Source organism: Allobosea sp. CCNWLY174, from assembly GCF_037120455.1.
Taxonomy (GTDB): domain Bacteria; phylum Pseudomonadota; class Alphaproteobacteria; order Rhizobiales; family Beijerinckiaceae; genus Allobosea; species Allobosea lupini.
This window is the reverse complement of sequence record NZ_JBBBBQ010000007.1, coordinates 66,553-87,688: the sequence shown is the minus strand read 5'-3', so window position 1 is coordinate 87,688 and position 21,136 is coordinate 66,553. Positions and strand designations below refer to the sequence as shown.

Genomic DNA, 21,136 nt, shown 5'->3' with positions numbered 1-21,136 from the left:
TCAGAGCTCCGCGATCCGGCCGCGGCGCAGCAGCAGCCAGAGGAAGAAGGGCGCGCCGATGAAGGCGGTGACGATGCCGATCGGCAATTCCGCCGGCACGACGACGAGGCGGGCGATGATGTCGGCGCCGACCAGAAGGGCAGCGCCGCCGATCGCCGAAAGCGGCAGCAGCAGGCGGTGATCGGGACCGATCGAGAGCCGGATCAGATGCGGCACGACGATGCCGACGAAGCCGATCACGCCGGCTGCGGCAACGCTGGCGCCGACCGCGAGGGCGACCAGCAGGATCGCGAGCGCCTTGATGCGCTGGACGGGGATGCCGAGATGATAGGCCTCGGCCTCACCCAGCATCAGAGCGTTGAGGCCGCGCGCCAGCAAGGGCACGGCGAAGAGCAGCGGCAGCACGATCGGCGCTACCACCGAGAGCTTGGTCCAGCTCGCCCCGCCGAGGCTGCCCAGCGACCAGAAGGTCAGGTCGCGCAATTGCCGGTCGTCGGAGACGAAGGCGAGCAGGCCGGTGAGCGAGCCGGCGAGCGCGCCGAGCGCAACACCGGCGAGCAGCATGGTCGCGACCGAGGTGCGGCCCTGGCGCGTCGCGATCAGATAGAGCGCCAGCGTCGAGACGAGGCCGCCGAAAAAGGCTCCGAGAGGCAGCACCGCGAAGGGCAGCTTCATCGCGAAGGCCGCGAGGAGGCGGTCTCCGAGCACGATGGTCGCAGCGGCGGCGAGACCCGCGCCGGCGGAGACGCCGACCAAACCGGGATCGGCGAGCGGATTGCGGAACAGGCCCTGCATCAGCGCGCCGGAGATCGCGAGCGCCGCCCCGACCAGCGCGCCGAGCAGCAGGCGCGGCATGCGGATATTGAGCACGACGAGCGCCTCTCGGCTCCCCAGCAGCTCGGCCGGACCGAAGCCGAGCTTCGCCAGCAGGATGTCGGCGACGCGGCCGGGCGCGATCGCGAAGGCCCCTGCCCCGAGCGAGAGCAGCATCAACAGCAGGCAGAGCCCGACGAGCGCGGCGACGGCGATGACGCCCTTGCGGCGGTGGCCGGCCGTGAGCACGGCCAGCGCCGCAGCACTCGCACTCGGCGGCTGCTTCACGGCAAGCGTCATTTGGCGGCGGAAAGCTGGGCGACCTTGGCTTCGGGATAGAGTTCGGCCATCAGGTCGCGCGCCGCGTTCGGGGTTCGAGGCCCGAAGCCGAGCAGATAGAGCCCGTCCATCCGGATCAGCGCCTTCTGCTTCGCCGCCGGTGTCTCCGAGAAGGCCGGCATGGCGAAGAGCTCGTCGGGGCCGGCATTGTGGGCGCTGGAATGGCGCATCATCAGCACGACATCGGGCGCTGCGGTGATGATCGCCTCGTCGGTCATCGGCTTGAAGCCTTCGACGGCGCTGGCGGCATTGACGCCACCGGCGAGCGCGATGATCGCATCGGCCGTGGTGGCCCTGCCACCGACCAGGGTGCGCCCGTTCTGCAGCGAGAGCACGAACAGGACGCGCTTCTGCCCGGGCAGGCCAGAGCGCAGCTTGTCGAGCTCTTGGAAGCGCCCTTTCACTGCGGCGGCGAGTTGCTGCGCCGGCTCGGCGACACCGGCGGCCTTGCCGATCGCCGCGATCTTGCCAACGACTGCCTCCGGAGAAAGCGCCTCGGGGATCATCGTGATCGGCGTGCCGGATTCCTTGAGCAGAGCGAGCGCGTCTGGCGGACCGGCGCCTTCAACCGCGATCACCTGCGAGGGTTTCAGCGACAGCACGCCCTCGGCCGAGAGCGCCCGGACATAGCCGACGCTCTTCTTGTCCTTCAGCGCGTCCGGCGGCCACTGGCTGGTGGTGTCGACGCCGACGACCTTGTCCTGCTGGCCGAGCGCATAGAGCACCTCGGTGACGACGCCGCCGGCAGCGACGATACGCTCGGCGGCCTGCGCCCGGGCGGGAGCGACGACGGCCAGCGGCTCCAGCGACCCGGAGAGGCCGCCCAGCGCCAGCAGGGACACGACCGCAGCAGCCGCGATCTCCCGGCCGAGGCGCTTGGCCCTGAAGCCTGCGAGCGGAGCGGATGAAGGCGCTTGCAGCGTGCCCATGATCGATCTCGTGCGTGCGACGACGCGCAGCAGAAGCGCTCGCAACGCTCAGCTACACTGAAGTCATTACAAAGTAATGGCTCTTTTATAATCATTCAAAACAACGATTATTGGAGCCGTTATTGACGGTGATATGCAGCTTTACTAAGGAGGGTCAAGAGCGGCGCAAGCTGCCGGACCATCACGCTTTTGCCAATCGCCGAGGATTTCCCGATGTTCATCGCCATGAACCGCTTCAAGGTCGTCAAGGGTGAGGAGGAGGCCTTCGAGACGGTCTGGTCCTCGCGCAAGACCCGCCTCGACGAGATGAAGGGCTTCATCGCCTTCCATCTGCTCAAGGGGCCGGAGAAGGAGGATCACACCCTCTACTCCTCGCATACGACCTGGGCCTCGAAGGACGATTTCACCGCCTGGACCAAGTCGGACCAGTTCCGCGAGTCGCACCGCAATGCCGGCCAGCCGCGGCCGACGCCGCTCTATCTCGGCCATCCCGAATTCGAAGGCTTCGAGACGATCCTGACCGAGCACAATCCGCATCTGCCGCGCCAGGCGGCCGAGTGAGAGGCTGATCACGATGTCGTTTGCCGAGACATTGGCACCGCCTGCTCCCGCCGAAGCCATGGCGAAGGTCCGGGCGGCGCTCGCCGCCAAGCCGGACGGCGTGATCGAGGCGGTCGCGCGCGAGCATGGCGTCTCCACCCTCGCCGTGCTCGAGGTCACCCCGGAAGAGCAGCGCCGCTTCATCGCGGCGGAGCGCTTCGAGGCGCTCTGGCAGGAGCTTGCGACCTGGGGCACGGTGCTGTTCATCGTGCACACGCCCGACATCGTGCTGGAATGCGAGGGCTCGCTGCCGGTCGGCTCGTTCGGCCACGGCTATTACAACATCCATGGCGACAGCCCGATCGGCGGGCACATCAAGGCCGGCAACTGCAGGGCGATCTATCTCGTCGACCGGCAGTTCCACGGCCGCCGCTCCTGCTCGGTGCAGTTCTTCAACGGCGCCGGCGAGGCGATGTTCAAGATCTTCGTCCGCCGCGATGCGGCGCGCGAGCTCCTGCCCGATCAGGTCGCGCGCTTCGAGGCGCTGAAGGGCGACTTCGCCTGAGACCGACCGACTCCGGCTGCCGGGCAATTCATTCGAGCCTCCGCCATCCCCGGCGGGGGCTTTCTCGTCACGCAGCATGCGCATGGCGCCGCAGGCTGATCGCTGACAAATGACGTCAGTCGCCACGCTTCCGCCACAAGCACCGCCATATCGGGTGGGCGGGCCTGAAATATCGCGAAAGATCGAGAATTTACCAAGCGTTAACCATAGAAGCGCAGCTTTCTGGCTGCGGAGACAAGTGACGTGATCGACACCGTTGATCGCGCACGGCCTCCGACAGGTGAGCGCCACGGCCGGCCGGCCGGCGCAGACGGCCTGCCCGAGACTCCGGCTGAGGACGCTGCGATGGCGGCACAGCTCGCCCTGACACGGGTCAGCCTCGCCAAGGACCTGATCGGGCCGGCGTCCGCAGCCGGCCCCAGAGCAGGGCTGTCATCGCTCGCCAAGCACGCGGGCTTCCGCAACGGGGTGATGCTGGCGCTCCGCTTCGTGCAGGCGCGCCTCCTGTCGGTCTGGGGGCTGCTGCTGGCCGCCGCCCTGTGTCCACCCAAGGTCTTCGCCGACTTCGCGATCTTCGCAGCCCTGGCGAACCTGGCTTCGATCGCCGTCCTGCTGCGGTTCGAGGCGGTGTTCTTCCAGAACAACGACCGGCTGCGGCTCGGCCGGGCCTTCCGCCTGGCGGTCGCCACCGGCACCGTCTTTCTCGCCGGGGCCGTGATCGCGGTCCTGTTCGCGGCGGCGCAGGGCTGGATCCTGCGCGGCTTCGGCGCGCTGTTCCTGATCTCGCTGGCGAGCCGGGCGGCGATCCGGCTGCTGCTGGCCGAAGCCACGGCGGAAGGCGACTTCGCCACGATCGGCAACACCAATATCGCCCAGGCGCTGCTCCAGCCCGGGATGATGATCCTGCTGATCTGGCCGCTCGGGCCGGTATCTCTGGCCCTGTTCGCCGCAGACGCATTCGGCCACGCCGTCGCGGCCTGCTATCTCGCCTGGCGCCGACGCGACTCGCTGCTGCGCCTGATGCACCCCGCGCGCTGGTCGCTGACCGAGCTCATCATGGCAGGCTGGCAATGGCGCAACTCGCCGACCTTCCTCCTGCCCTCGGCACTGCTCTCCTTCGGCTTCTCGGCGGCGCCGCTGCTGGCGCTGCCGATGTCGAGCAACCCGGTGCTGGCTGCCCATGTCGCCCTGGCGACGCGCCTGCTCGACGTGCCGGCGCAGATGTTCGGCGCGGTGACGACGCCGCTGGTGATGAACAATCTGCGCAGGCATCGCGGCCACGATCAGCAGAAGCGAGCCCGCCTCGTCACCCTGGGGATGGTGGCCATCGTGGCGACGCTCTTCACCGCGATCGCCTTCGTTGCCGTCAGCACCGACGAATTACTCCTGAGCGGCACCAAATGGGAAGGCATCGGCGAGGTGATGGCGATCATGGCGCTGTTCTATGGCAGCGGCGCCCTGGCCGGCCCCTTGCAGGAAATGGGCGCCTTCTCGTCGCGCCCGCATAGCCAGATGACGGCCAATGCGGTGGCGCTGGCCGCCGCGGCGATCGTGATCTGGGGGTTCGGCAGCCTGTCTCCCGCCCTGCTCGCGGTGATCGGATTGATCTCGCTGGGGCGCCTGCTGCTGCATCTACGCCTGACATGGACCGCGATCGGCGACCAGCGATTGGCCAACCCAAGCTAGAGCAATTCCGCAATTCTTCGAATCGCAGAATTGCTCTAAGTCTTTCTCCTATCGCACTTTCTTCACGCGAACCGGTGCCCACTTCGCTCGAAAATGCTCGAGGCTATTCCCGCCGGATCAGCCGGTCGGCGAGCAGCGAGGAGAAGAAGCCCGGCTTGAATTCGCGCTCAAGCCGCTCGGGATCGTATTCCTTCGCCACCCAGTCGAGGAACGGCGTGCCCTTGCTGGCGCCCTCGCGCGCATAGGTCTCGAAGAAGGCGTCGAGAATCCCGGTCTTGGCGAAACGGAAATGGCCGTAGCGCAGCGAAAGCTCGGCCATCGCCTCTGCGAGCGGCCGCCTCTCGTGGATCAGCAGATAGAGGGCAGAGAAGAAACCGGCCCGGTCGGCGCCCGATTTACAATGGACCAGAGCAGGCGTCTGCAACCCCGCAAAGAACGCGGGGGCAGCCAGAAGGGTGTCACGGTCCGGCGCGCCACGCGACCGCAGGACGAATTCGACCAGAGCGATGCCGTGGCGCTCGCAGGCCTCCTTCTGCAGCGGCCAGGCGCCGTGCTCGCGGCCGCCGCGCAGGTTGACGATCGTCTTCACGCCCTGGCGGGCGAACCAGGCGATGTCGGTCGGGGCCGGCTGGGCGGCGCGCCAGAGCTGCGGGGTGATGCGGTGCGCATTGAGATAGACGAGCCGGAAGATGCCGTGGTCGGACAGCAGCATATTGGTCCAGGCGCGAGCGCGATCGAGCCGGCCGCGCAAAGGGCGATCCCAGCGCGCGATCCGAGCCATGCGCCTCGCATAGCGGTCTTCCGGCCGCCGCCAGCGGTTCAGCATGGGATCGCACCTGTCATGTCCGCCCGATAGCAGCGGGAGCCTTGCTGCGCAAATCGGTAACTCCGACTAAAAGCCGGGCTTGGCCTTTGCGCCGCAACCGCGCATAACGCCGCCGAAGTTTTATCATCGATAGGTCAGGTACATGCGGCTCGACGCCATCGCCATCGGCAAGAACCCCCCGGACGAGGTCAACGTCGTCATCGAAGTCGCGATCGGCGGCGAACCGATCAAATACGAGATGGACAAGGAAGCCGGCACGCTCTTCGTCGACCGCTTCCTCTATACGCCGATGCGCTATCCCGGGAATTACGGCTTCATCCCCCATACGCTGTCGGAAGACGGCGATCCCTGCGACGTGCTCGTCGCCAATACCCGCCCGCTGGTGCCGGGGTCCTACATCGCGGTCCGCCCGATCGGCGTGATGATGATGGAAGACGAGGGCGGCGGCGACGAGAAGATCATCGCCGTGCCGGTCCCCAAGCTGACCAAGCGCTACGAGAACGTCACGAACTACACCGATCTGCCGCAGATCACGCTCGACCAGATCCAGCACTTCTTCGAGCACTACAAGGACCTGGAACCCGGCAAGTGGGTGAAGCTCACCGGCTGGGGCGACGCCGCCAAGGCCAAGCAGCTGATCGTCGAGGCGATCGAGCGGGCCAAGAAGGCCAAGTCGGGCTGATCCCCTGTCATTGAGAAAAGCGCCATGGCCGGGCTGACCCCGGCCATGGCGTCGGCGTTTTCTATTTCTTCAGCAGCCGCTCGATCTCGGCCCGCAATTGTGGGCCCAGATCGCCGCGCTCCAGCGCATAGGCGACATTGGCGCTGAGGAAGCCGATCTTCGAGCCGGTGTCGTAGATGTCGCCGTCGAAGCGCACGGCGAAGAATTTTTCCTGCTGCGCCAGCGCGATCATCGAATCCGTAAGCTGGATCTCGTTGCCGGCGCCCTTCTCCTGCTTGGCGAGCAGGTCGAAGATCGTCGGCTGCAGGATGTACCGGCCGGTGATGTGCAGGTTCGATGGCGCCGTGCCCTTCGGCGGCTTCTCGACCATCTTGCTGATCTGCGAGACCTTGGCCTTGGCGTCGGCAACGCCGACGATGCCGTATTGATGGGTCTGGTCGTCCGGCACCGGCGCCACCGCGATGTGGTTGCCGCCATGCTCCTCATAGGCCGCGATCATCTCGGCGAGGCAGCCCTTGCCCGCCCCATGATGCAGCATGTCCGGCAGCAGCAGTGCGAACGGCTCGTCGCCGACGATCTCGCGGGCGCACCATACGGCATGTCCGAGGCCGAGCGGCGCCTGCTGGCGGGTGAAGCTCGCTGCGCCGGCGGCCGGCAGATCGTGCTTGAGCGCCTCCAGCTCCTTGGTCTTGCCGCGCCTGGCCAGCGTGTCGTCGAGCTCGTAGGCCATGTCGAAATGGTCCTCGATCACGGCCTTGTTGCGCCCGGTCACGAAGACGAAATGCTCGATCCCGGCAGCGCGCGCCTCGTCGACCACGTGCTGGACGACCGGCCGGTCGACGATGGTCAGCATCTCCTTCGGGATCGCCTTGGTGGCAGGCAGGAAGCGGGTGCCGAGACCAGCGACGGGAAAGACCGCCTTGCGGATTTTCTTGATCATGCGCGTCCATCTCGCGCGCCCCCGGCGCGCGCCTGCTGAAAATCGGAGGGCTTCGGGGAGAGCCGGCGTCGCCCATTCATGCCGGCCGCTGAAGGCTGGCCCGCGATTCTGGCAAAAGCCGGGCCAGCCCCATCTTCGAATACCATTCTGACCTTGCCGATGCGTCAATGCCTTTGGCGCACTTTGCCGCCCTGGTCATCATTCTTGCATGGCTTCACTCGCGCGGCGCCCGAGATTAGCCATGTGCGCCGGAGAGGCTGGATCGAACTGTCGTGATTCCGGATTATGCCGATCACGTGACGAGGAGACGAAGATGGCGATTCTGGTTTCGGGCGGCGCAGGCTATATCGGCAGCCACATGGTCCTCGAGCTGCTCGACCGCGGCGAGAAGGTCGTCGTGCTCGACGATCTCTCGACCGGCTTCTGGTGGGCAGTGCCACAGGAAGCGACGCTCGTGCGTGGCGACATGGGCGACCAGGCCCTGGTCGAGCGCACCATTGCCGAGCACGGCATCACAGAGATTGCCCATTTCGCTGCCAAGATCGTCGTGCCGGATTCCGTGTCGGATCCGCTCGGCTATTACCACAACAACACCGTCAAGACGCGCGCCCTCTTGGAAAGCGCCGTGCGTGGCGGCGTCAAGCATGTGATCTTCTCCTCGACCGCTGCCGTCTATGGTGAGCCGCCGGTCTCGCCGGTGCCGGAGGAGATCGCCCTCAATCCGATCAATCCCTATGGCCGCTCCAAGCTGATGAGCGAGTGGATGCTCGGCGACGTCGCCCGCGCCCATGGCCTGACCTATGTCGCCCTGCGCTATTTCAACGTCGCCGGCGCCGATCCCAGGGGCCGCTCCGGGCAGTCCAGCGCCACTGCCACCCATCTGATCAAGGTCGCGAGCCAGGCGGCGCTCGGCCAGCGCGCCGGGCTCGATATCTTCGGCACCGACTACGCGACACCCGACGGCACCTGCGTGCGCGACTACATCCACGTCACCGACCTTGCCCGCGCCCATCTCGCCGCGCTCGACCATTTGCGCGCCGGTGGCGGCAATCTGACGCTGAACTGCGGCTATGGCCGCGGCTATTCGGTCAAGGAAGTGGTCGAGGTGGTGAAACACGTCTCCGGCGTCGATTTCCCCGTCCGGCTCTCGCCGCGCCGCCCCGGCGACCCGGCCGCTCTGGTCGCCAAGGCCGATCGCATCCGCGCCGAGCTCGGCTGGCAGCCGGAGCATGACGACCTCACGCAGATCGTGACACAAGCGCTCGCCTGGGAGGAAAGCCTGCGCAAGCGCAATGCGAGCTGAGCGACGGGATTTGGCGCGGCGTTAACCCATGGTTAACCTCGATCGGGCGCTGTGGTGGAAAGACACCGCGGCCGAGCCAGAGGAGCCATCATGCGCCCCGTCACCGTTCTCGCCTTCGCCGTTGCGCTCGGCCTCGGGCCGGCGCTCGCGCAGACGACGGGTTCGATCAATCCGGCACGGGCGCAGACCCCCAGGCCCGAGGCGCGGCCGGCTGCGCCCGGCTTCGACGGCTTCCTCAGGACGCTCTGGCCGATGGCGCAGGCGCGCGGCATCTCGCGCCAGACCTTCGACCTGGCTTTCCAGGGCGTGACGCCCGATCCCTCCATTGTCGCGCTGACCCGCAAGCAATCAGAATTCACCGCGCCGATCTGGAGCTATCTCAACAGCGCGGTCGGCGGCGGCCGGATCTCGCGCGGCCGCGAGATGCTGGAGGCCCATGCCAGCGTGCTAGCCCAGGCCGAATCCCGCTATGGCGTGCCCAAGGAGATCATCCTCGGCATCTGGGGGATGGAAACCAATTACGGCTCGTTCAAGGGCGACAAGGACGTGATCCGCTCGCTCGCGACGCTGGCGAACATCCGCTATCGCGGCGACTTCTTTCGCGACGAGCTCCTGACCGCGCTGGAGCTGATCGAGAAGGGCCATGTCGAGCGCAGCGAGCTGCGCGGCTCCTGGGCCGGCGCGATGGGTCACACCCAGTTCATGCCGTCGAGCTACATGAAATACGCGGTCGATCATACCGGCGACGGCCATGCCGATATCTGGACCTCGAGCAGCGACGCCATCGCCTCGACCGCCAACTATCTCAAGGGCTATGGCTGGACACCCGGCCTGCCCTGGGGCATCGAGGTCGTGGTGCCCGATGGCTTCGACCATAATCTCTACCGCGCCAGCTTCTCGTCCTTCCGCTCGGCCGGGGTGCGCCGCGCCGATGGCGGCTCGCTCCCGTCCTCAGGCGAGGCCAGGCTGTTCTACCCGGCCGGCCATACCGGCCCGGCCCTGCTGCTGACCGCGAATTTCGACGTCATCAAGAAGTACAATTCCTCCGACGCCTATGCGCTCGCCGTCGGCCATCTCGGCGACCGGATCGTCGGCCGGCCTGCCTTGCAGGGCGACTGGCCGGTGAAGGCGCCGCGCCTCGACAAGGCAGGGATCACCGATGTCCAGCTCCGGCTGAAGGGCTTGGGCCTCTACAATCACGACGCCGACGGACGCATCGGCACCGGCACGCGCGAGGCGGTCAGGCAGTACCAGCTGCGCGTCGGCCTGCTCGCCGACGGCTACCCGACCCCGGCCCTGCTGACGCGGATGAAGGCGCGCCGCTGACGAAGCGGACGATCGCGACTATACTGCCATCCGGCGCCGGCGTTCGACCGGCGCCGATCGAGAGCATGATGCGCCTGCGTTCGCTCTTCATGGTTCTGGCGGCTGCCCTCATCCTGCTCGTGACCGGCGGGCCGGTTTCGATCGCCCAGAACCCGGTGCCGCCCGGCCGGATACCGCAGGCACAGCCGCAGGGCCGCAGCCTCTTCAACATGTTCTGGCAGATTCCCGAGCGGCCCGCCGTACAGCAACGGCAGCCACGCGAACGCGTCTCGCCGGCCCAGCGCCGGGCACCGACCCGCGTTGTCGTCCGCGACGACCCGGTTATCCCCAAGGTGGACGTCAATCACCATGTCCTGGTGATCGGCGACACGCTCGCCGGGCAGATCGCCGAAGGGCTGGAAGACAGCCTGCAGGACCGAGCCGATGTCGCCGTGGTGAACAAGGCCAAAGCCGACAGCGGCCTTGTCCGGACCGACTTCTACGACTGGCCGAAGGCAACCGGCGAACTCCTGGCGGGGGACGCCAAGGTCATGGTCGGCGTCGTCGTGCTCGGGCCGAACGACCGCCAGGTGATCCGCGAGGGCGAGATCACCCATGAGCCGCTGAGCGAGCGTTGGCTCCAGCTCTACAAGGCGCGGATCGAGGCCGTCGCGGCAGCCTTCAGCGCCAAACGCGTACCGCTGATCTGGGTCGGCGCGCCGCCGATGCAGAATGCACGCCTCTCGGCCGACCTGACCACGCTGAACGACCTCTTCCGCAAGGGCGCCGAGGCGGCCGGCGGCGAGTTCGTCGACCTCTGGGGCGCCTATGTCGACGCCGAGAACCGCTACGCCGCCATGGGACCGGACGTGAACGGCCAGGTCGCCCGGCTGCGGCTCGGCGACGGCGTCCATTTCACCAAGGCCGGCGCCCGCAAGGCCGCTCATTTCGTCGACGTCGTCATCCGCCGTATCCTGGAGAAGACGCCGACGCAGAACGTCATCGCCCTGCCTGTTCCTCCCGAGGCAGAGGGCACGCCCGCACCGACACAGCCCATCGATGTCGAGCGCCTGATCGACCGCATGGTCAGCGGCGTCCCAACCGATCTTCCGCTCGTCCCGGTGGCCCCGCTCCGGCCGCTCGCGGGCCCGATCCTGCCCTTGACCGGGGCCGTCTCCCCAGGTGGCGACGCCGCGCTGATCGCCTCGATCCAGGAGGCGCGCGGCCGCGGCGATGTCGCAGCCGGGCTCGAGCGCGTGTTTGGCCAAGGCATCGCGCCGGAGCCGCGCCCCGGCCGCGCCGACGATTTCCGTTGGCCGCGACCGAACTGAGGTGGCTCAGGCCAGCTGAAAGCGCTCGAAGCGCTGCATCTCCTCGTCGACCTGCCGCTTCAGTTCGGGTGACGGCTCCGGCTCCAGCCAGGTCCATTGCTGCACCAGGAGCTTGCGCGCCGCCCGGTCGGTCTTGAGATCCGCGACGGCGACGATCCGGTCCCCCGCCAGCACCGGCAGGCCGAAATAGCCGAAGGCGCGCTTCTCCTTCGGCAGATAGGCCTCGAAGACATGGTCATAGCCGAAAAACAGCTTCAGCCGCTTGCGCTGGATGACCAGCGGGTCGAAGGGCGAGAGGATGTGGATCAGGCTGCCGTCCGTCGGCTCCGATCTCTCCAGCACCGCCGGCATAGCCCAGTGCGGTGTCTTCTCTGCGCCTTCGATCGCGACCGGCACCAGTTCCTTGCGCCTGACGCGTCCTGCGATCAGCTCGGCGATAGCCTTCTTGCTGGGCGCATCGAGATGGCAGATCGAATCGAGGCTGACGATGCCCTGCGCACGCAGGGCGCGGTCGAGCTTGTAGGCCGCAATCTGGCGCTCGGATGCCGGCGCCGGCTGCTTCTCCCAGCCGAAGTGCCTATCGATCAATTCATAGGTCTTGAGCATGCCGGAGCGGGCGGAGATCACGAGTTCGCCATCGTAGAAGGCACGTTCGAGCAGCCCTTTCGACGGCTTCTTGCTGGCCCAGAGATGCGCCTTCTCGACCAGAACGTCAGTGTCGATATCGCGGATGGTGAGGGCGCCATCCTTGCGAATGCGGCGCAGCAGCTTGCGCGCCTCCTCGCGGCTACCGACCGAGGCCCAGCGCTTGGGCTCGGCGCGGTGCGCCTTCATCGCCGGCAGGAAATAGCGGAAGTCCGCGATCGGCACATAGGACAGCGCATGCGTCCAGTACTCGAACACCGACTTGTCCTGCGACTGCGCCTGCGCGAGGTCGTCGCGGCGATAATCGGGGATCCGGCTGTAGAGGATATGGTGATGGCAGCGCTCGACCACGTTGATCGTGTCGATCTGGACATAGCCGAGATGGGCGACCGCAGCCGCCGTCGCCGCGGGACCGGAGCCGAAGGGCTCGCGCGTGTCGAGCTTCTGGGCCTCGAGCCAGATCCGGCGCGCGTCCGCCTTGTCGAGCGTCAGGATCTTTCGCGGTCGCGTCGCCATCGGCGTAAGCTAGCCATGCGATTGCCGAAGGTTAAGGCGCGGTGCCGCCATCTGCTGACATATCATGGCGGTGGTCTTCGCCAGCTCAACCTGCCGTCGACAACGCCTGCGCCAGCGCCTCCGGCGTCAGCTCCGCCAGCCCCATCTGGACCTTGAACGCCCTCGTCTTCTCGCCTGGCTTCATCACCAGGATCACCGTCTCGGTGCCCGGGCAGGCGGGATCGGCGCAGAGGATCTCGTTGACCGCGATCACGACGTTCTCAGGCAGGCCGAGCAGTTCGCGCACCTGTCGCTTGATCTGCGCCGCGGCATCCGCGCCGGCGGCCTCGCGCTTGTCCCTGCCAAAGAGGCCGAAGCGCATCGTCGCTCAGCCGCCGGGCAGGGTCAGGACGCCGGCAGCGCCATCCTCGGCGCCGAAGGCGAGGCGCTTGCCGAGCTTGTCCCAGGCGAAGGCGGTGATGCCGCTGCCGCGTTGCGCCGGCCGAACCAGCAGCTCGGAAGCATCGGTCAGACGGATCATCAGAATGCAGCCGTCATCGTAGCCGACGGCCAGCACCAGCGCCTTGGGATGGAAGGCGACGCGGGTGACCTTGGCATGTCGCGCGCCGCATTCGCGCGGCGCCTTGCCCGTCGGCCCCTCGCCCTGGAAAGGCCAGACGATCGCGGCATCCGCGCCGCTGGAGGCGAGCCAGAGCCCGTCATGCGACCAGGACAGCGAACGCGGTTTGGCCGGGTAGCCGGTCATCCGCATATGGCTCGGCTTCTCGCCTAGCCGCCAGCCATGCAGCGCATTCTCCTGCATGGCCGTGACGATGAAGCGCCCGTCGGGCGACCAGGTCACGTCGAGATGCGAGCCTTTCCATTCCAGGAAATCGGGCTTGGCCTCGGTGTTCGGATACCAGAGCAGCACGCCGTTCATCTGGGCAATGGCGAGGCGATAGCCCTTCGGCGCCAGGCTGAGGCCCTGCGGCGTCGAGGCGACCTCGATCGACCTGAGCCTGCCCTTGTCGTCGCGGGCGTGGACATTGCGGCCGCTGTTCCAGGCGATACTGCCGGACGATGATACGGTGACGGCATCGATCCAGCGCCGCTTTTGATCGCGGGCGAGTTCTTCCGGCGCGCCATCGGCCGAGGTCGCGACGACGCGGCCGTCGTCGCCGCCGCTGATCAGGCGGGCGCCGTCCGAGGCGACGCAGAGCAGGCCGCCGCCATGCGCCTCGACGCTCTGCGTCTCGCCCTCGCGCCAGCGCAGCACTCGGCCATCGGCGAGGGCAAGTGCCAGCGTCTGCTTCAGCCAGACGGCGCCGACGACATGCTCGCCGGCTTCGACGGGAACGACATGCTCGCGCAGCGAGACCGGTTTGGTGACGGTGTCCATGGTGGTCGATCTAGCAAAGAACCGGAGCGGAGGCGACGCCGTCATTGCGAGGAGCGAACGCGACGAAGCAATCCAGGAGCGCCAGAGCTCTACGCCTTCCTGGATTGCTTCGCTACGCTCGCAATGACGGAGGTATTCAAGCCGCGCAGGCCATGAACCCCTTGCGCAGCGCTGCCTCGTCGAGATCGCGGCCGATGAAGACGAGGCGCGATTCACGCTTCTCGCCGGATTTCCAGTCGCGCTGCAAATCGCCGTCGAGGATCATGTGCACGCCCTGGAAGACGAAACGCCGCGGCTCGTCCTTGAAGGCCAAAATACCCTTGGAGCGCAGGATGTTCGGCCCCTGCACCTGGCTGATGTCGTTGATCCACGGCATGAACTTCTCGGGATCGACATCGCCGGGGATGGTGAAGGACATCGAGCGGACGTCCTCCGAGTGATGGTGATGGTGGCCGGCTTCGAGGAAATCCGGCTCGATGTCGAGGATGCGGTCGAGATCAAACGCGTTGCGGTCGAGCAGCTCGGCGATCGGCAGGTCGCAGCGCGTCGTCTTGTGCAGCTTGGCATAGGGGTTGATCGCGCGGATCGCCGCCTCGACCTCGGCAAGCCCTTCGGCGCTGACGAGATCGGTCTTGTTCAGGATGATCACGTCGGCGAAGGCGATCTGGTTTTTCGCCTCCGGCGCATCCTTCAGCCGGTCCTGCAGCCACTTCGCATCGGTGACGGTCACGACCGCGTCGAGCTTGGTGGCGTCGCCGACATCCTGGTCGACGAAGAAGGTCTGGGCGACCGGGGCAGGATCGGCAAGGCCGGTGGTCTCGACGATGATCGCATCGAACTTGCCCTTGCGCTTCATCAGGCCGTCGAGGATGCGGATCAGATCGCCGCGCACCGTGCAGCAGATGCAGCCATTGTTCATCTCGAACACTTCCTCGTCGGCGCCGACGACGAGGTCGCCATCAATGCCGGTCTCGCCGAACTCGTTGACGATCACGGCGAATTTCTTGCCGTGGTCCTCGGTGAGGATGCGGTTGAGGAGCGTGGTCTTGCCGGCGCCCAGATAGCCGGTGAGCACCGTGACGGGAATCTTCTCGGACATGGGAAACGACCTGGTTGGTGGCGCTGCGATGATCGCGGTCCGGTCAGGCCGGGCCGGCGACGAGCGCCTTCTCGATCTGGCTTATATTGTGTTTCATCATCGCGATGTAAGTCCCGGCCGGACCATCGGCGGCCGAAAGCGCGTCCGAATAGAGCCGGCCGCCGATCTTCGCGCCGCTCTCCCTGGCGATCTGCTCGGCCAGGCGCGGATTGGTGATGTTCTCGAGGAAGACCGCCGGCACCTTCTCCGCCTTGATCTGGCGGATGATGCGGGCGACGTCCTTGGCCGAGGCCTCGGCCTCGGTCGAGACGCCCTGCGGCGCGATGAACGCGATGCCGTAGGCTTTGACGAAATAGCCGAAGGCGTCATGCGAGGTGATAGCCTTGCGCCGGTCTGCCGGAATGCGCGCGACCGCGGCCTTGATCTCGGCTTCGAGCGCATCGAGCTTGGTCTGATAGGCCGCGGCATTGGCCTCGTAGGTCGCCTTGCCGGCCGGATCGGCGGCGATGAGTGCATCGCGGACATTGCCGACATAGAGCCTGGCGTTGGCGACGCTCTGCCAGGCATGCGGATCCTCGCCGCCATGACCGTGGCCGTGATCGTCGGCCATCTTCAGCGGCGTGATCCCGGTGGTCGCCGTCGCGACGGTCGCCTTGGTGCCCGACGATTTCACCAGCCGAGTCAGCCAGCCCTCGAATTTCAGCCCGTTGACGACAACGAGCTTGGCGCCAGCCACCGTCTTCGCGTCGGCCGGGGTCGGCGAATAGACATGGGCGTCACCGTCGGGCCCGACCAATGTGGTCACCGCGACGCGCTCGCCGCCGATCTCGCGCACGAAATCGCCGAGGATCGAGAAGCTCGCGACGACGGGCAGCTTCTCCTGGGCGAAGGCCGGCAATGGCAGGGCAACGCCGGCAACAAGGCCGAGGAGGACGGAGCGGCGGTTCAGCATGATGGCACTCGCGCTATATGAAACAGTATAACATAACTAGCGCTGGAGATGGGCCCTCGGCAAGAGCCGCCGCGCAAGGCCGCCCTGCGATCCGAGCAGGAGCGAACCGAGATAGAGCGCGCCGGCCGAGAGGATGATCGCCGGCCCGGCTGGGAGATTGCTGCCGGCGGCATAGGAGGCGACGAGCCCGATATATCCGGACGCCATGCCGAAGCCGGAGGCGAGCAGGATCAGCCGGGTGATGTCGGCGGTCCAGAAGCGCGCCGCAGCGGCCGGCAGCATCATCAGCCCGACGGCGAGCAGCGTGCCGAGCGCATGGAAGCCGGCGACGAGGTTGACCACGACGAGGCCGAGGAAGGTCAGGTGCACGAAGCCGCCGGACCGGCTGACCGAGCGCAGGAAGCCGGGATCGACGCATTCGAGCACGAGCGGGCGATAGGCCAGCGCCAGCACGCCGAGCGTCAGGCTGGCGACGCCGGAGAGCAGCACCAGCACGTCGTCGTCGAGCGCCAGCACATTGCCGAACAGCACATGGAAGAGATCGACGGCCGAACCGCGCAGCGAAACCAGGGTGACGCCGAGCGCCAGCGAGATCAGGTAGAAGGCGGCGAGCGAGGCGTCTTCCTTGAGCACGGTCAGGCGCGCCACCGCGCCGGCTGCGAGCGCCACGGTGAAACCGGCGACGAGGCCGCCCAAGGTCATCGCCGGCAGCGAGAAACCGGCGACAAGATAGCCGAGCGCGGCCCCGGGCAGGATCGCATGCGCCATGGCATCGCCGGTCAGGCTCATCCGCCGCAGCATCAGGAAGACGCCGACCGGCGCGCCTGAGACCGACAGCGCGATCACGCCGACCAGCGCCCGGCGCATGAAATCGAATTCGGCGAAGGGGCCGATCAGGAGGTCGTAGAGCATTGCGTTCAATTCAGAAGCGCGGTCGTTCCGGGCTTAGCGGAGAGAAGACCCGGGATGACCCGGCACAGGATGTTTCAATCGAAAAGAAGGGCGCAAAGCTCACGCCGCGCAGGGCGCGGCATGGCTGTCGAAGGCCTCGACCATGCGCCGCGCCTTGAGCAGGTTGTTCGCCGTCAGCACCTCGCCGGTGTCGCCCCAGGCGATCGCCTCGCGCGCCAGCAGCAGCGTCTGCGGGAAGGCGCGCTTCACCGTCTCGATATCATGCAGCACGGCGACGACGGTCCGTTTCTCGCCATGCCAGCGCTGGACCAGCGCCAGCAGGTCGGCGCTGGTACGGGCATCGATCGCCGTGAACGGCTCGTCGAGCAGGATGATGTCGGCGTCCTGCAGCAGCAGCCGGGCGAACAGCGCCCGCTGCATCTGGCCACCCGAGAGCGTGCCGATGCTGCGGCTTTCGAAGCCGGTAAGGCCGACCGCGGCGATCGCCGCCTCGACCTTGCCGCGTTGGCCGAGGCCGATCTTGCCGAAGATGCCGGCCGCGTCCCACAGGCCCATGGCGACGAGATCGTAGACATGGATCGGGAAGGAGCGGTCGAGCTCGGCCGATTGCGGGAGATAGGCGAGGCGCTTGCCCTTAGCGAGCGTCACCGTGCCGTCGAGCGGCGAGAGCGCGCCGGCGATGGCCTTGAGCAAGGTCGACTTGCCGGCGCCGTTCGGCCCGACGATCGCGGTCAGGCTGCCCGGTGCGACCTCGCCGGACAAATGATGCACCGCCGGGTGGCGGTCATAGCCGAGCGTCAGGTCGCTGAAGCGGATGGCGGGCACAGGGATACTCTTGTTCACACGATAACGGCGAGGGTCGCCGCCCAGAGCAGCAGGATCACGCCGGTTGCCAGACCGAGCCTTTGCCCGGCCGACAGCCGCAGCAGCGACCAGCCGGGAACCTCGGCGACAGGCTGGCGATGGTGGGCGTGATCATGAGCCATAGTGAATGATATAATATTACGCTCGCTCACGAGCAAGCACGATCACCCTTGCATCAAGCGCAACGCCACTGCGTTATCGGCATCGTCAACGACATCCGAACAGGAGCAGGCCGGTGAGCGCCGAGCGGGTGACCTTCAAAGCGATACGCAATGGCGTCGCGACCGAGATCGCAGCCGATGCGATCGAGATTTGCCTGCCGGACGGGTTGAGCTTCAAGATCATGGCCTTTGCCGGCCGCAAGGGCTCGGCGACCCTGCACATGCCAGCCGACGATCCGCAGGCACCCAGCTTCGATGTCTTCTGCGTCGAGCCCGGCGCGGCGAATACGCTGTTCGTCTCGGTCGATCGCGCGCAGAAGCGCCAGATCGAAGGCTAGTTTGAACCGTCATTGCGAGCGCAGCGAAGCAATCCAGTTTCGTCGCGCTCTGCGGCCTCTGGATTGCTTCGTCGCTGCACTCCTCGCAATGACGGCTCGGCTCAGGCTGGCCAGTACTGGTAGAGCCAGGTCTCGGTCAGCACCTTGTCGCCGCCGCGCAGGAAGCAGCGCATCTCCACAGGGTCGGTGCCGTCGACGGTGAGGTCGAACTGCGCCCGCCAGTGGCCGGGGATATCGTTCGGCACGGCTTCGGCGAAGATGTAGGAGAACGTGCCGCGCGAGGCCGAGAGCACGACCTCGGGCTTGATCCCGAACGGGATGTCCTCGAGCGCCGGCCCCTTGAACTCCAGCATGAACTTGCGCACGCCCTTGGGCCTCGCCGTGCCCGGCTGGCCGCCATTGCCGAGCCTCGTCGCGACGACGCGGCCGAGCGTCGGCGGGAAGGGCTCGTCGGCGAGCCAATGCAGGCGATAGCGGAAATTATAGGAATTGCCGGCCTTGGCCGGAGCTTCCGGCACCCACATGGCGACGATGTTGTCGTGGATCTCGTCGTCGGTCGGGATCTCGATCAGCTGGACCGCGCCTTTGCCCCATTGGCCGAGCGTCTCGATCCACAGGCTCGGCCGGCGCTCGTAGTAGACGCCGTCCATATAGTGGTCGAAGGCGCGGTCGCGCTGCATCAGGCCAAAGCCGCGCGGGTTGTCGTCGACGAAAGACGAAGCGACGGTACGCTGCGGATTGTTGAGCGGGCGCCAGGCGCGCTCGCCGCTGCCGGTCCAGAGCGCGAGCCCGTCGGAATCGTGCACCTCCGGCCGCCAGTCGACCATGGTCGCCTTGCCGGTCTCGGAATACCAGTACATCGAGGTCAGTGGTGCGATGCCGAGCCGCGCGACATCCTTGCGCAGGTGCAACTCCTGCTCGATCTCCATGTCGACGCCCTTGCCGCGATGCATGCGGAAGCGGAAGGCGCCCGAGACGCTCGGTCCCGAGAGCAGGGCGTAGACCACGACATGCTCGGCCGCCTCGCCGGGTGTCTCGAGCCAGACATGGGTGAAATCGGGGAACTCCTCCGGCCGGTCGCCGACCGCCGGATCGACCGCAAGGCCGCGGGCCGAGAGCCCGTACTGGTAGAGCTCGCCGATGGCGCGGAAATAGGAGGCGCCGAGGAAGGCGACCCAGTCGTTCTTCTGCCAGTCGAGCTTCTCGCCCTTGCGGCCGGGATGGCCGGAGCGGCTCTCCTGGAAGCGAAAGCCGGCGAAGCCCGCGCCTGGCGGCAACTGCTTCGCCGGGGAGTCGGCCGGCATCTCGAAATAGCTCTCGTCGTAGACGATCTCGCGCGCCTTGCCGTCGTCGAGGGCATGCATGCGCACGGGCTTCTGGAAGTAGCGGCCGAGATGGAAGAAGGTCACCGGCCAGGGCGACGGGCCATTGGCCCAGAGCGCCAGCTCCGGCTTGAACTTGATCTTGCCGTGGGCGTCGTAGTCGATCTTCTCGAGCACGTCAGGCTTGGGGTTCGGCGGCGCCTCATACGGCTTGGCGGCGAGATCGCGGGCCCGCGCCTTCAACCCTTCGAAGGAGAACGCCTCGGCGGCGCCGAGCTTCAGGCCCTGCTGCGCCAGCGCCGTGCCGGAGAAACCGACTGCGGCGAGAGCGGCCGTACCGGCGGCACCCGCGAGCAATGTGCGGCGGTCGATCAGAGGTATGGTCGGCTGTCGCGGTTGCATCGGGCGGGGCGCTCCATCGGGGAAGATCGACAGTTGGTGTTTCCGGCTAGCCTGTCCAGCCGGCGAGGGCAATCTCCGCAGCTTCCTGGCGCGAGCAGGGCGAAAATCGCGCGGAAAGGCGACGCGCCGGCCTCTTATCCCATTGGCGCGGGTTCCCTTTTTGCCCGCAAGCGTCCTACAACAGCGTCAGCCGGCCTTGAGAGCCGGGATGCGGTCTTTCGTCTCTCGGGAGGATTCATGTCTATTTCGCTTCATCGCCGGGCCCTGGCCGGCATTGCCGCGCTCACCCTCGCCGCCACGCCTATGGCGGCGCGTGCGCAGGATTTCATCAACGTGCTGACCGGCGGCACCTCGGGCGTCTACTACCCGCTCGGCGTCGCGCTCTCGAAGATCTACGGCGAGAAGATCCAGAACGTCCGCCCGACCGTTCAGGCGACCAAGGCCTCGGTCGAGAACCTGCAATTGCTGCAGCAGGGCAAGGGCGAGATCGCCTTCACCCTCGGCGATTCGCTCGACGCGGCCTGGAAGGGCGATGAGGAAGCCGGCTTCAAGAGCCCGCTCAAGAAGCTGCGCGGCATCACCGCGATCTACCCGAACTATGTCCAGATCGTCGCCTCGAAGGACAGCGGCATCAAGACCCTGGCCGACCTCAAGGGCAAGCGGCTTTCGGTCGGCGCGCCGAAATCCGGCACCGAGCTCAACGCCCGCGCCATCCTCGCGGCCGCCGGCATGTCCTACAAGGATCTCGGCAAGATCGAGTACCTGCCCTTCGCCGAATCGGTCGAGCTGATGAAGAACCGCCAGCTCGACGCCACCCTGCAATCGGCCGGCCTCGGCGTCGCCTCGCTGCGCGACCTCGCCACCTCGGTCGAGATCACCGTGGTCGAGGTCCCCGCCGCCGTGGTCGACAAGGCCGGCCCGCCCTTCGTCAAGGTCTCGATCCCGGCCAACACCTATACCGGCCAGACCGCCGCAGTGCCCGCCGCCGCCGTCGTCAACTACCTCGTCACCCACGAGGGCGTGAAGGAGGAGACGGTCTACCAGATGACCAAGGCCGTCTTCGACAGCCTGCCCGACCTCGCCGCCGCCCATGCCGCCGCGCGCTCGATCAAGCTCGAGAGCGCGCTCGAAGGCATGCCGCTGCCGCTGCATCCGGGCGCCGCGCGCTACTTCAAGGAAAAGGGCCTGAAGGTCGGCTCCTGAGCCTATTGGCAGATTCGCCATCAGCGGGGCCGGACGACCGGCCCCGCTTGCGTTAGCCGATCAAAGAACGACCGCGCATAAGCGC

The 21,136-nt window shown here is 66.9% G+C and carries 22 protein-coding genes; 9 read left to right on the top strand and 13 right to left on the bottom strand.

Translation table 11 applies throughout. The annotated features are described in order from the left end of the window. A complete protein-coding gene (locus V7S63_RS19815; protein ID WP_442896488.1) occupies positions 1-1,113 on the bottom strand; it encodes a FecCD family ABC transporter permease in 1,113 nt (370 codons plus the stop codon). After that, complete coding sequence (locus tag V7S63_RS19810; protein ID WP_336531460.1) at positions 1,110-2,081, bottom strand: heme/hemin ABC transporter substrate-binding protein; 972 nt, start codon at positions 2,079-2,081, stop codon at positions 1,110-1,112. Before V7S63_RS19810 ends, V7S63_RS19815 begins: the two co-directional genes overlap by 4 nt. Positions 2,082-2,294: 213 nt before the next feature. Here V7S63_RS19810 and hmuQ point away from each other — a divergent pair, with 213 nt between their 5' ends. The 3 genes from hmuQ to V7S63_RS19795 all read left to right on the top strand — a co-directional run bounded on the left by hmuQ (position 2,295) and on the right by V7S63_RS19795 (position 4,872). Beyond that, the gene (gene hmuQ / locus V7S63_RS19805; protein ID WP_091832719.1) at positions 2,295-2,642 is read left to right on the top strand and encodes a heme-degrading protein HmuQ; all 348 of its coding nucleotides are present in this window, start codon (positions 2,295-2,297) and stop codon (positions 2,640-2,642) included. A gap of 13 nt (positions 2,643-2,655) precedes the next feature. Next, positions 2,656-3,186: a heme utilization cystosolic carrier protein HutX gene (hutX, locus tag V7S63_RS19800; RefSeq protein WP_336531459.1), complete on the top strand. Its 531-nt coding sequence runs from the start codon at positions 2,656-2,658 to the stop codon at positions 3,184-3,186. Between the two features lie 243 nt (positions 3,187-3,429). After that, positions 3,430-4,872 carry a polysaccharide biosynthesis protein gene (locus V7S63_RS19795; protein WP_336531458.1) on the top strand — a complete coding sequence of 481 codons (1,443 nt, stop codon included), beginning with the start codon at positions 3,430-3,432 and terminating at the stop codon, positions 4,870-4,872. A 103-nt stretch (positions 4,873-4,975) separates the two neighbouring features. Here the strand turns inward: V7S63_RS19795 and V7S63_RS19790 are convergent, their stop codons facing one another. Next, positions 4,976-5,698 carry a fused DSP-PTPase phosphatase/NAD kinase-like protein gene (locus V7S63_RS19790; protein WP_091832711.1) on the bottom strand — a complete coding sequence of 241 codons (723 nt, stop codon included), beginning with the start codon at positions 5,696-5,698 and terminating at the stop codon, positions 4,976-4,978. A gap of 142 nt (positions 5,699-5,840) precedes the next feature. On the opposite strand from V7S63_RS19790, the gene ppa reads away from it, so the two are divergent. Beyond that, the gene (gene ppa / locus V7S63_RS19785; RefSeq protein ID WP_091832708.1) at positions 5,841-6,380 is read left to right on the top strand and encodes an inorganic diphosphatase; all 540 of its coding nucleotides are present in this window, start codon (positions 5,841-5,843) and stop codon (positions 6,378-6,380) included. 61 nt (positions 6,381-6,441) lie between these two features. On the opposite strand, the gene galU is transcribed toward ppa, so the two are convergent. Continuing rightward, positions 6,442-7,320: a UTP--glucose-1-phosphate uridylyltransferase GalU gene (gene galU / locus V7S63_RS19780; RefSeq protein ID WP_100959208.1), complete on the bottom strand. Its 879-nt coding sequence runs from the start codon at positions 7,318-7,320 to the stop codon at positions 6,442-6,444. A 313-nt stretch (positions 7,321-7,633) separates the two neighbouring features. Between galU and galE the strand changes: the two genes are divergently transcribed. The 3 genes from galE to V7S63_RS19765 all read left to right on the top strand — a co-directional run bounded on the left by galE (position 7,634) and on the right by V7S63_RS19765 (position 11,259). Then, positions 7,634-8,623 carry a UDP-glucose 4-epimerase GalE gene (gene galE, locus V7S63_RS19775; protein WP_336531457.1) on the top strand — a complete coding sequence of 330 codons (990 nt, stop codon included), beginning with the start codon at positions 7,634-7,636 and terminating at the stop codon, positions 8,621-8,623. Between the two features lie 90 nt (positions 8,624-8,713). Next, the gene (locus V7S63_RS19770) at positions 8,714-9,949 is read left to right on the top strand and encodes a lytic murein transglycosylase (protein ID WP_336531456.1); all 1,236 of its coding nucleotides are present in this window, start codon (positions 8,714-8,716) and stop codon (positions 9,947-9,949) included. Between the two features lie 68 nt (positions 9,950-10,017). Then, positions 10,018-11,259 (top strand): SGNH/GDSL hydrolase family protein, encoded by a 1,242-nt coding sequence (locus V7S63_RS19765; RefSeq protein ID WP_336531455.1) that lies wholly within the window; start codon positions 10,018-10,020, stop codon positions 11,257-11,259. A gap of 6 nt (positions 11,260-11,265) precedes the next feature. Here V7S63_RS19765 and V7S63_RS19760 read toward each other — a convergent pair whose 3' ends face one another. The 8 genes from V7S63_RS19760 to V7S63_RS19725 form a co-directional block, all read right to left on the bottom strand. Beyond that, positions 11,266-12,420 (bottom strand): winged helix-turn-helix domain-containing protein, encoded by a 1,155-nt coding sequence (locus V7S63_RS19760; protein WP_336531454.1) that lies wholly within the window; start codon positions 12,418-12,420, stop codon positions 11,266-11,268. Between the two features lie 85 nt (positions 12,421-12,505). Continuing rightward, on the bottom strand, positions 12,506-12,781 hold the full coding sequence (locus V7S63_RS19755) for a hypothetical protein (RefSeq protein ID WP_336531453.1): 276 nt from the start codon (positions 12,779-12,781) through the stop codon (positions 12,506-12,508). Between the two features lie 6 nt (positions 12,782-12,787). Further along, entirely contained in the window at positions 12,788-13,798 is a 1,011-nt protein-coding gene (locus V7S63_RS19750) for a WD40 repeat domain-containing protein (RefSeq protein ID WP_336531452.1), read from the bottom strand. A gap of 136 nt (positions 13,799-13,934) precedes the next feature. Beyond that, positions 13,935-14,897 carry a CobW family GTP-binding protein gene (locus V7S63_RS19745; RefSeq protein WP_091832683.1) on the bottom strand — a complete coding sequence of 321 codons (963 nt, stop codon included), beginning with the start codon at positions 14,895-14,897 and terminating at the stop codon, positions 13,935-13,937. A gap of 43 nt (positions 14,898-14,940) precedes the next feature. After that, a complete protein-coding gene (locus tag V7S63_RS19740) occupies positions 14,941-15,849 on the bottom strand; it encodes a metal ABC transporter substrate-binding protein (protein WP_100959216.1) in 909 nt (302 codons plus the stop codon). Between the two features lie 36 nt (positions 15,850-15,885). Further along, on the bottom strand, positions 15,886-16,761 hold the full coding sequence (locus V7S63_RS19735; protein WP_091832677.1) for a metal ABC transporter permease: 876 nt from the start codon (positions 16,759-16,761) through the stop codon (positions 15,886-15,888). Positions 16,762-16,860: 99 nt separating this feature from the next. Beyond that, positions 16,861-17,586, bottom strand: coding sequence for a zinc ABC transporter ATP-binding protein AztA (aztA, locus tag V7S63_RS19730; protein ID WP_336531451.1), 726 nt, complete (start codon positions 17,584-17,586; stop codon positions 16,861-16,863). Between the two features lie 14 nt (positions 17,587-17,600). After that, on the bottom strand, positions 17,601-17,747 hold the full coding sequence (locus V7S63_RS19725; RefSeq protein ID WP_167561593.1) for a hypothetical protein: 147 nt from the start codon (positions 17,745-17,747) through the stop codon (positions 17,601-17,603). A gap of 113 nt (positions 17,748-17,860) precedes the next feature. Here V7S63_RS19725 and V7S63_RS19720 point away from each other — a divergent pair, with 113 nt between their 5' ends. Then, positions 17,861-18,124 (top strand): macro domain-containing protein, encoded by a 264-nt coding sequence (locus tag V7S63_RS19720; RefSeq protein ID WP_336531450.1) that lies wholly within the window; start codon positions 17,861-17,863, stop codon positions 18,122-18,124. 101 nt (positions 18,125-18,225) lie between these two features. Here the strand turns inward: V7S63_RS19720 and V7S63_RS19715 are convergent, their stop codons facing one another. Next, entirely contained in the window at positions 18,226-19,848 is a 1,623-nt protein-coding gene (locus V7S63_RS19715; protein ID WP_336531449.1) for an OpgD/OpgG family glucan biosynthesis protein, read from the bottom strand. Between the two features lie 237 nt (positions 19,849-20,085). Here V7S63_RS19715 and V7S63_RS19710 point away from each other — a divergent pair, with 237 nt between their 5' ends. Next, positions 20,086-21,051 (top strand): TAXI family TRAP transporter solute-binding subunit, encoded by a 966-nt coding sequence (locus V7S63_RS19710; RefSeq protein WP_091832668.1) that lies wholly within the window; start codon positions 20,086-20,088, stop codon positions 21,049-21,051. Positions 21,052-21,136: the final 85 nt, after the last annotated feature.

What these genes read in the sequence shown, in the direction of transcription:
- V7S63_RS19740 (WP_100959216.1), bottom strand. Translation starts at nt 15,849, where the DNA reads ATGCTGAACCGCCGCTCCGTCCTCCTCGGCCTTGTTGCCGGCGTTGCC.
- V7S63_RS19790 (WP_091832711.1), bottom strand. Translation starts at nt 5,698, where the DNA reads ATGCTGAACCGCTGGCGGCGGCCGGAAGACCGCTATGCGAGGCGCATG.
- V7S63_RS19745 (WP_091832683.1), bottom strand. Translation starts at nt 14,897, where the DNA reads ATGTCCGAGAAGATTCCCGTCACGGTGCTCACCGGCTATCTGGGCGCC.
- hmuQ (WP_091832719.1), top strand. Translation starts at nt 2,295, where the DNA reads ATGTTCATCGCCATGAACCGCTTCAAGGTCGTCAAGGGTGAGGAGGAG.
- V7S63_RS19810 (WP_336531460.1), bottom strand. Translation starts at nt 2,081, where the DNA reads ATGGGCACGCTGCAAGCGCCTTCATCCGCTCCGCTCGCAGGCTTCAGG.
- V7S63_RS19735 (WP_091832677.1), bottom strand. Translation starts at nt 16,761, where the DNA reads ATGCTCTACGACCTCCTGATCGGCCCCTTCGCCGAATTCGATTTCATG.
- ppa (WP_091832708.1), top strand. Translation starts at nt 5,841, where the DNA reads ATGCGGCTCGACGCCATCGCCATCGGCAAGAACCCCCCGGACGAGGTC.
- galU (WP_100959208.1), bottom strand. Translation starts at nt 7,320, where the DNA reads ATGATCAAGAAAATCCGCAAGGCGGTCTTTCCCGTCGCTGGTCTCGGC.
- V7S63_RS19750 (WP_336531452.1), bottom strand. Translation starts at nt 13,798, where the DNA reads ATGGACACCGTCACCAAACCGGTCTCGCTGCGCGAGCATGTCGTTCCC.
- V7S63_RS19815 (WP_442896488.1), bottom strand. Translation starts at nt 1,113, where the DNA reads ATGACGCTTGCCGTGAAGCAGCCGCCGAGTGCGAGTGCTGCGGCGCTG.
- V7S63_RS19710 (WP_091832668.1), top strand. Translation starts at nt 20,086, where the DNA reads ATGTCTATTTCGCTTCATCGCCGGGCCCTGGCCGGCATTGCCGCGCTC.
- V7S63_RS19755 (WP_336531453.1), bottom strand. Translation starts at nt 12,781, where the DNA reads ATGCGCTTCGGCCTCTTTGGCAGGGACAAGCGCGAGGCCGCCGGCGCG.
- hutX (WP_336531459.1), top strand. Translation starts at nt 2,656, where the DNA reads ATGTCGTTTGCCGAGACATTGGCACCGCCTGCTCCCGCCGAAGCCATG.
- galE (WP_336531457.1), top strand. Translation starts at nt 7,634, where the DNA reads ATGGCGATTCTGGTTTCGGGCGGCGCAGGCTATATCGGCAGCCACATG.
- V7S63_RS19770 (WP_336531456.1), top strand. Translation starts at nt 8,714, where the DNA reads ATGCGCCCCGTCACCGTTCTCGCCTTCGCCGTTGCGCTCGGCCTCGGG.
- V7S63_RS19760 (WP_336531454.1), bottom strand. Translation starts at nt 12,420, where the DNA reads ATGGCGACGCGACCGCGAAAGATCCTGACGCTCGACAAGGCGGACGCG.
- V7S63_RS19715 (WP_336531449.1), bottom strand. Translation starts at nt 19,848, where the DNA reads ATGCAACCGCGACAGCCGACCATACCTCTGATCGACCGCCGCACATTG.
- V7S63_RS19725 (WP_167561593.1), bottom strand. Translation starts at nt 17,747, where the DNA reads ATGGCTCATGATCACGCCCACCATCGCCAGCCTGTCGCCGAGGTTCCC.
- V7S63_RS19765 (WP_336531455.1), top strand. Translation starts at nt 10,018, where the DNA reads ATGCGCCTGCGTTCGCTCTTCATGGTTCTGGCGGCTGCCCTCATCCTG.